Source organism: Tersicoccus solisilvae, assembly GCF_014643255.1.
Lineage (GTDB): Bacteria > Actinomycetota > Actinomycetes > Actinomycetales > Micrococcaceae > Tersicoccus > Tersicoccus solisilvae.
In genome coordinates, this window is sequence record NZ_BMJI01000003.1 from 219750 (window position 1) to 227127 (window position 7378).

Consider the following 7378-nt stretch of genomic DNA (forward strand, 5'->3'; position numbering starts at 1 on the left):
GCCGGTCAGAACGGCACGGCCTCCTTCTGCGCCGCCTCCTCGAAGACATCGGTCGCGACGGTCGCGTCGTCCCGGTCGTCGACCGGGGTCGAGGTCGCGGTCCCCACGAATGCCTCGGCGTCGTCGTCGGGTCCGCTGTCGGCGATCTCCCCGGTCGTGGTGTCGACACCGGCGGGCGCGTTGTCGCCGTTGCCGGTGGCGCCGGCGTTCCCGCCCCGGAAGTGCGTGGTGCCGAGCCGCAGGTTGTGGCCGATGCTGTCCGCTTCGATCTGCACGTTGGTCCCGGACTTGCCGTCCCGCTCCCACGGCCGCACCTTCAGGCGGCCGCTGACGATCACCGGCTGCCCCTTCGACAGGCTGCAGCCCGCGTTGCGGGCCAGGTTCCGGAAGCACACCACCGAGTACCAGTTGGTGGCGCCGTCCACCCACGCGCCGGTCTGCCGGTCCAGCCACCGCTCGGTGCTCGCGAGCCTGAAGCTCGTGATCGCGTCGCCCTTCGCGGTGGTACTGCCGGTCACGTCGGATCCGATGTTGCCCACCACGGTGATCGTCTCGCTCATCTCTCATCCCGCCCTTCGCTCTGGCCCGGCGACCTGCCGGTGAATCCAGCGTGGTTCAGGTCGGCATCTCCGCGAGCGGTGGACCGCTCGTCTGTGGACGACCGCGCCGTCCGCAGCCGCTGGGGAGGGAGAACGACCGGGCCGTGGGGAGCCTGCCCGGCCCGGGTCGGTCCGGGCGGGCAGGAACGCGCCCGTTGCTACAGTGGAACCCGGTTGGACGCGCGGCCGCGCCGCATCGGCCCCAGTAGCTCAGCGGATAGAGCAGGAGCCTTCTAATCTCTTGGTCGGGGGTTCGATTCCCTCCTGGGGCACCAGCCCGACGGGCGGGGACGCCCGGACATGCGGCGGACCACCTCGATGCGAGTCGTCGGGCCCGACGATCAGGCCATGAGCCAACGACAGGGCCGACCGCCGGGGTCGCGGTGAACGACCGGCCGGAACCCGCGCATCCCCAGACCGGACGACCGACCTCCATCCTCGACAGCCTGCCCATGCCGGGCGGTATCGTCGGCGCGTGGGTCAACGCCATCGTGTGCGGCTGCCTGACGCTCGGCGCGGCCTGGGCCGCGCTCGTCCCGCCTTACCCGGCGTCACGCGGCGACGTCGTCGCGGCCATCGGCGTCGCACTGATCGCGGCGGCACTGGACACGGTGTTCATCCGTCAGGTGATCCGCGAGACCCGCGCCCGGCGGAACCGATGAGCGCGCCGGTGTTCTTCGGCGTCGCGGGTGTGGTCCTGCTCGTGTGGGGACTCGTCGTCGCGCGATGGAACCACTGGGCGCACCGCCTCCAGGGCCGGACGCTCACCGGCCAGCAGTTCAGCCCGGGCTTCATCCGGCTCCTCGGCGTCGGCCTGGCGATCGGCGGCGCGCTGTTCGTCGTCCTCGCGGTCGCGGGTGCTTTCTCCGATCACCCGGCCTGACCCGGCACCAATCCGGAGCTCAGATGGTCAGGGGACGCGAGGCGTCCCAGAACTTCTTCCGGAACAGGTGACTCGTGCGCGGGTCCACGAAGATCAGGTACAGCGCGAAGCCGACCCCGATCAGCGCGGCCAGCTGGCGGGCCACGTTCAGGTCGACGTTCAGGTACGGGAAGACGTCCAGCTGGTCCGAGATCGCGTAGATCATCAGGAACGCCGTGACGAGGAACAGCGTGCGCACCTGCCAGTCGTCCCGCACGCCCGTCACCGCGAAGAGCGGCAGCAGCCACACGACGTACCAGGCCTGGATCATCGGGTTGAACAGCACGATCGCCGCCATCGCCAGGGTCATCCTGCGAACCAGCTTCTCGTGGTTTCCGACGAGGAACAGCCAGCCGACCACCGCGAACCCGGCGAGCTTGCCGACCGTGTGCACCATCGACGCCACGCCCCACCCGTCCAGGCCGAACGCGTTGAGCGCGGTCGCCACCATCAGACCGAGCAGGCCGACCGGTGCGTACCAGATCCACACATTGCCGGTGGTGCTCAGCGCGCCGATCCAGCCGAAGCCGAGGCCGTTGAGCACGCCCGCCACCGCCAGCACGGCCAGGGCGATCGCGCCGGTGATGGCGCAGTAGCCGAGCCTTCGGGGCCAGGACGCACCCCGGCCGGCCCACATCAGCCCGATGAACGGCAGGAACACGATGGTGATCGGCTTGACGCCCACCGAGGCGGTGATGAGCAGGATGCCGAGGATCGGCCGGCGGACGGCGGTCAGGTAGATCCCCGCGACGGCGAGGCCGATCATCAGGGCGTCGTTGTGCGCGGCGGCGATGAAGTTGGTGAGGAACAGGGGGTTCGCCACCGACAGCCAGAGGGCCCGGGTGGGATCGATGCCGTGCAGGCTGGCCAGCCGCGGCACCGCCCACAAGCAGAGGACGATGCCGACCAGGGACGTCAGCCGGAACAGCACGACGGACCACTCGAGATTGGCGCCGGTGGCCCCCACGATGGCTTGCTCGATCCAGAGGAAAAGCGGGCCGTAGGGCGGCGGGCTCTCGGACCACAGCTGGTCGGCGCCGCGCTGGAAGAACCCCTCGATACTGGAAACGCCGTCGTGGTAGGGATCCAGTCCGTTGACCATGACGAGGCCCTGCGCGATGTACGAGTAGACGTCACGGCTGAACAGCGGGATGGTCGCGTACATCGGCACGCCCCACAGGACGATCGCCCGCAGCACGGACCGCCGCGCGTCGTCGGAGCCCCAGTCCCGCACCTGCTGCCCGAGCCGCAGCCAGGCGCGCACGAGCAGCATGCCGCCGACGGCCAGCAGCACGACCGAGACGATGACGCCCACCGTGGTGAACCGCATCGGGATGATCAGCGCGTTCTGGCGCAGCGGGGACGAACCGGGCAACCAGCCGACCCCCAGCGAGCCGACGACGAGCAGGAGCGAGCCGACGAGGCCCTGGACGAGGGAGGAGGGGCGGCGCAGCACGCGCTGCCGCTGCACCGCGGTGGACCCCGCGGGCTCCGCCGTCGGCGCCTGACCGGCCGGAGGAGACTGGGTCATGCACGTACTCCTCGCTGGCTCGTGGCGCCGGAACCGGTTCGTGCCCGGCGCAACTTCTCACGGGCCGGCGGGCGCGGCCAGTCTACCATCGGAGCCCCTCGTCACCGGGGTGTCGGGGGGGGCCGACGACCGTCGAGACCAGCGATGGTCGGGCACGGCGCCCGCGTCCCGCTAGGTTTGATCCCGTGGCTATCACTCAGGAACGAATCGTCTGGATCGACTGCGAGATGACGGGGCTGGACCCGGTCGCGGACGCGCTCATCGAGGTGGCCGTGCTCGTCACCGACTCCGAACTGAACATCCTCGGCGACGGCGTCGACGTCGTGATCAAGCCGCCCGCGGGCGCCGTCGAGGCGATGGGCGACTTCGTGCGGCAGATGCACACCGACTCCGGGCTGTTGACCGAGCTCGACGACGGCGTGAGCCTGGCGGAGGCGCAGCGCCAGGTGATGGAGTACCTGCGGGCGTGGGTTCCCGACCCGAAGAAGGCACCGCTGGGCGGCAACTCGGTGGGCACCGACCGGGTGTTCCTCGTCCGTGACATGCCGGCTGTGGTCGACCACCTGCACTACCGGATCATCGACGTCTCGACCATCAAGGAGCTCGCGCGCCGCTGGTTCCCGCGCGCGTACTTCCAGGCGCCCGCCAAGACCGGCAACCACCGGGCACTCGGCGACATCCGCGACTCGATCGACGAGTTGCGTTACTACCGCGGCGCCGTCATGGTCCCGCCCCCGGGCCCGGACTCGGAGACGGCGAAGCGGATCGCGGCGCAGGTCGTCGCCGGGTCGGACACGCTAGCGGAGCCCACCGAGACGGCCTGACCGGGTGGCGTGACACCGCTCACCCCGGGCCGGCGCGTGGTCAGTGGCCCCTCGTCCAGCCTGTACACTGGTTCTCGCTGCTTTGGCCCGGACGCCCTTGACGGGAGGTCCGCATCGGCCGTGAGTGGCTCCTGGTGGGTATAGCTCAGTTGGCAGAGCGTCTGGTTGTGGTCCAGAAGGTCGCGGGTTCGACCCCCGTTACTCACCCCGAAGTGAAGGCCGCCCGGTGATCCGGTGCGGCCTTCACGCGTTCGACCGGGCACCCTCTCCCCGCCGGACGTCAGGGCGCGGACGATCCCGCACCGACGAGAGGACCGGCACGACGACGGAGACGAGGCACCCATGAAGCGCGCGTTCTTCACCGAGGATCAGGAGCTGTTCCGCGAGGTCGCCGCGGAGTTCGCCCGCCGGGAGGTCGCCCCCCACTACCGGCAGTGGGACGAGGACCACCTGATGCCGCGCTCCGTGTGGACCGCCGCCGGCGAGCAGGGCCTCGTCGGGCTGGCGATTCCCGAGGAGTTCGGCGGCGCCGGCCTGGACGACTACCGCTTCCGGATGGTGCTCGACGAGGAGCTCGCCAGGGTCGGTGCGCTCGGCCTGGCGCTCGCGTTCCACCTGCACGACGACCTCGTGCTGCCCGCCCTGCTCACCCACGGCACCGAGGAGCAGAAGCAACGCTGGCTGCCGGCGATGGCGAGCGGCGAACTCGTCACCTCCTGCGCCTGGACCGAACCGGGCGCCGGCTCCGACCTGCGCGCGGTGCGGACCCGCGCGGTGCCCGACGGCGACGGCGGCTGGCGGCTGTCCGGGCAGAAGACGTTCATCGGCAACGGCATCTCGGGCGACGCCGCCCTCGTCTTCGCCCGCACCGACGGCTCCACCGGCAGCGGCGGCGAGGACAGCTTCTCCCTCTTCTTCGTGGAGAAGGGCGAGGGCTACACCACCGGCAAGCAGCTGGACAAGATGGGCCTGCGCGCCTCGGACACCGCGGAGCTGTTCTTCGACGACGTCATCGTCCCGGCCGGCAACCTCATCGGTGAGCTCGGCGCGGGCCTGCGCTACGTGCGCGAGGGGCTCCCCCAGGCGCGGCTCGCGATCGCGTCCGCGGCGTCCGTCATCGGCCGGCAGGCCTACGAGCAGGCCGTCATCTACACCTCGGACCGCTCCGTGTTCGGCGGCCGGGTCCTCGACCTGCAGAACACGCGGTTCACCCTGGCCCAGCTGCTGACCGAGGTGGAGGTCACCGAGGGGTACGTCGACCGGGCCGTGCTCGCGTTCAACGACGGCGACCTCTCCCCCGCCGAGGCGGCCCGCGTCAAGCTCTGGGCCAGCGAGCGTGCCACCGCCATCACCGACCGCTGCCTCCAGCTGCACGGCGGCTACGGCTACATCCTCGAGTACCCGATCGCCCAGGCGTTCCTCGCCGCCCGGCTGCTGACCATCTTCGGCGGTACCAGCGAGATCATGAAGGAGACCATCGGCCGGGACATCGCCGGTCGGACCCCGACAGAGAAGGATGACGCATGACGATCCGCCCCGTCGTGATCTGGGGAGACCCGGTCCTGCACCAGCGCGCCGCCGAGGTCGCCACGTTCGACGACGATCTGCGCACCCTGATCGCCGACATGTACGAGACCATGGACGCCGCCAACGGCGTGGGGCTGGCCGCCCCCCAGATCGGTGTCGGCCTGCGGATCTTCACGTGGGGGCTGCCGAACGAGGACGACGTTCCCGAGCGCGGCGTCGTCGTCAACCCGGTCCTCACCGTCGGGAAGATCTCCGGCGTCGACCCCGACCCGGACGAGGACACGGAGGGGTGCTTGTCCTTCCCCGGGGAGTCCTACCCGCTGCAGCGGGCGGACTGGGCGCGCGTGACCGGGTTCGACGGCGACGGCAACCCGCTGGACTTCGAGGCGACCGGCTGGTTCGCCCGGTGCATGCAGCACGAGTACGACCACCTGGACGGCAAGCTGTATGTCGACCGGCTCAACCCGCGCTGGCACAAGAAGGCGAAGAAGGCCGTCAAGGAACACGGCTGGAAGGGTGCCGGGAACACCTGGATGCCCGGCGTCGACCCGGACCCGTTCGGCCACTGACACCGGCCTCGGCTCGAGGGAGCGTGGACGGGACGGCCTGTACGCCGGGTTCTGTGCCCGCGCCGGTCACCCGGGCGCGGGTGGCGACCATCCATCTAGGAGTGCCGTTGCCGGCACCCTCGAGCGGCCTACCCGGACACTCGGGCGAGCAGCCCTCGAACGTGCCCTGTCTGGCCTTGCTCCCGGTGGGGTTTACCCTGCCACCCCGGTCACCCGGGGTGCGGTGGTCTCTTACACCGCCGTTTCACCCTTACCCGCGCGCCGACGAACGACGTGCGGGCGGTCTGTTCTCTGTGGCACTGTCCTGCGGGTCTCCCCGAGTGGGCGTTACCCACCACCGTGCCCTGCGGAGCCCGGACGTTCCTCGGCCGACGCTCACGCGCCGGACGCGGCCGCCCGGCCGTCCCATCCACGACCGCCCAGTCTACCGCCGACCGAAGGGTGGCCCGGCCGGCCACTAGACTCGACCGGTGCTCATCCTGCTCCCGCCGTCCGAGTCCAAGCGTGCCGCCCGGTCCGGAGCCCCCGTCGACCTGGACGGCCTGGAGCACCCGGCGCTGACCCCGGCGCGCGAGCGTGTGCTCGACGAACTGGCCCGGGTGAGCACGCAGCCGGACGCCCTCGACGCGCTGGGCGTCGGTGCGAGCCTGGCCGGCGACGTCGCCCGCAACGTCCGGCTGCGGACCGAGCCCGCCGCGCCCGCCCACCGGGTCTACGACGGGGTCCTCTACGACGCCCTCGACCACCGCACCCTGACCACCGTGCAGCGCCGCCGGGCCGCCGACAGCGTGCTCGTCGTCTCCGCGCTCTGGGGCCTGGTGACCCTCGCCGACGTCATCCCCGCCTACCGGCTCTCGATGGGCACCCGGCTGGGGGCGCTGGGCAACCTCGCCTCGTTCTGGCGTCCGCAGCTGACCGCCGAGCTCGACGCGCGGCCCGTCGAACTGATCGTGGACTGCCGGTCCAGCACCTACGCCGCGGCCGCGGCCACACCCCCCGAACGGACCGTCATGGTGGACGTGTTCCGGGAACGGGACGGGGTGCGCAGCGTCGTCTCGCACATGGCCAAGCACACCCGGGGCGAGGTCGCCCGGCATCTGCTCACCCGACGCGGCAAGCCGCCGGCCGACGCGCGGGCACTGCTCCGGGTCGCCCGCGAGCGCTGGCCCGCGGCGGAGCTGACGGCCGGCACGTCACGCCGACCGGCGCACCTGGCCATCGTCCTCACCGACTGACACCTCCGCGGCGGCGTCTCAGCGCCAGCTCGTCGATAGATGTTCCATCCGGGGTCGAAACGGGCCTCCGGTGAGCATCTATTGACAGTGAGGATGATGGTGGGTGTCCCGCAGCGGTCGTCCTGACTCGTCTGTTGACTGACCGTGGGTCTTGAGCTCGATCTGTCGGTC

At 71.0% G+C, this 7378-nt stretch carries 8 protein-coding genes, 2 tRNA genes and 1 other RNA gene; 8 read left to right on the plus strand and 3 right to left on the minus strand.

Translation table 11 applies throughout. From position 1 onward, the window contains the following. Positions 1 to 5: 5 nt before the first annotated feature. On the minus strand, positions 6 to 560 hold the full coding sequence (locus tag IEX22_RS05105; RefSeq protein WP_188667056.1) for a single-stranded DNA-binding protein: 555 nt from the start codon (positions 558 to 560) through the stop codon (positions 6 to 8). 238 nt (positions 561 to 798) lie between these two features. Here IEX22_RS05105 and IEX22_RS05110 point away from each other — a divergent pair. The 3 genes from IEX22_RS05110 to IEX22_RS05120 all read left to right on the plus strand — a co-directional run bounded on the left by IEX22_RS05110 (position 799) and on the right by IEX22_RS05120 (position 1482). After that, positions 799 to 874, plus strand: a tRNA-Arg gene (locus IEX22_RS05110). A gap of 177 nt (positions 875 to 1051) precedes the next feature. Further along, complete coding sequence (locus IEX22_RS05115) at positions 1052 to 1261, plus strand: hypothetical protein (RefSeq protein ID WP_188667058.1); 210 nt, start codon at positions 1052 to 1054, stop codon at positions 1259 to 1261. Then, positions 1258 to 1482, plus strand: coding sequence for a hypothetical protein (locus tag IEX22_RS05120; protein ID WP_188667060.1), 225 nt, complete (start codon positions 1258 to 1260; stop codon positions 1480 to 1482). Before IEX22_RS05115 ends, IEX22_RS05120 begins: the two co-directional genes overlap by 4 nt. 19 nt (positions 1483 to 1501) lie before the next feature. Here IEX22_RS05120 and mptB read toward each other — a convergent pair whose 3' ends face one another. Continuing rightward, entirely contained in the window at positions 1502 to 3052 is a 1551-nt protein-coding gene (gene mptB, locus IEX22_RS05125) for a polyprenol phosphomannose-dependent alpha 1,6 mannosyltransferase MptB (RefSeq protein ID WP_188667062.1), read from the minus strand. Positions 3053 to 3237: 185 nt separating this feature from the next. Here mptB and orn point away from each other — a divergent pair, with 185 nt between their 5' ends. The 4 genes from orn (at position 3238) to def (ending at position 5972) form a co-directional block, all read left to right on the plus strand. Next, the gene (gene orn, locus IEX22_RS05130; protein WP_188667064.1) at positions 3238 to 3876 is read left to right on the plus strand and encodes an oligoribonuclease; all 639 of its coding nucleotides are present in this window, start codon (positions 3238 to 3240) and stop codon (positions 3874 to 3876) included. Positions 3877 to 4010: 134 nt separating this feature from the next. Continuing rightward, positions 4011 to 4083, plus strand: a tRNA-His gene (locus tag IEX22_RS05135). Between the two features lie 135 nt (positions 4084 to 4218). Continuing rightward, positions 4219 to 5403, plus strand: coding sequence for an acyl-CoA dehydrogenase family protein (locus tag IEX22_RS05140; RefSeq protein ID WP_188667066.1), 1185 nt, complete (start codon positions 4219 to 4221; stop codon positions 5401 to 5403). Further along, complete coding sequence (def, locus tag IEX22_RS05145) at positions 5400 to 5972, plus strand: peptide deformylase (RefSeq protein WP_188667068.1); 573 nt, start codon at positions 5400 to 5402, stop codon at positions 5970 to 5972. Before IEX22_RS05140 ends, def begins: the two co-directional genes overlap by 4 nt. A gap of 24 nt (positions 5973 to 5996) precedes the next feature. Here the strand turns inward: def and rnpB are convergent. Continuing rightward, positions 5997 to 6380: RNase P RNA component class A (rnpB, locus tag IEX22_RS05150), an RNA gene on the minus strand. A 62-nt stretch (positions 6381 to 6442) separates the two neighbouring features. Between rnpB and IEX22_RS05155 the strand changes: the two genes are divergently transcribed. Further along, positions 6443 to 7207, plus strand: coding sequence for a YaaA family protein (locus IEX22_RS05155; RefSeq protein WP_188667070.1), 765 nt, complete (start codon positions 6443 to 6445; stop codon positions 7205 to 7207). The last annotated feature ends 171 nt before the right edge of the window (positions 7208 to 7378 follow it).

Excerpts from the sequence above, each read along its gene's own strand:
- def (WP_188667068.1), top strand. The coding sequence starts at position 5,400 with ATGACGATCCGCCCCGTCGTGATCTGGGGAGACCCGGTCCTGCACCAG.
- mptB (WP_188667062.1), bottom strand. The coding sequence starts at position 3,052 with ATGACCCAGTCTCCTCCGGCCGGTCAGGCGCCGACGGCGGAGCCCGCG.
- IEX22_RS05105 (WP_188667056.1), bottom strand. The coding sequence starts at position 560 with ATGAGCGAGACGATCACCGTGGTGGGCAACATCGGATCCGACGTGACC.
- IEX22_RS05140 (WP_188667066.1), top strand. The coding sequence starts at position 4,219 with ATGAAGCGCGCGTTCTTCACCGAGGATCAGGAGCTGTTCCGCGAGGTC.
- IEX22_RS05115 (WP_188667058.1), top strand. The coding sequence starts at position 1,052 with ATGCCGGGCGGTATCGTCGGCGCGTGGGTCAACGCCATCGTGTGCGGC.
- IEX22_RS05120 (WP_188667060.1), top strand. The coding sequence starts at position 1,258 with ATGAGCGCGCCGGTGTTCTTCGGCGTCGCGGGTGTGGTCCTGCTCGTG.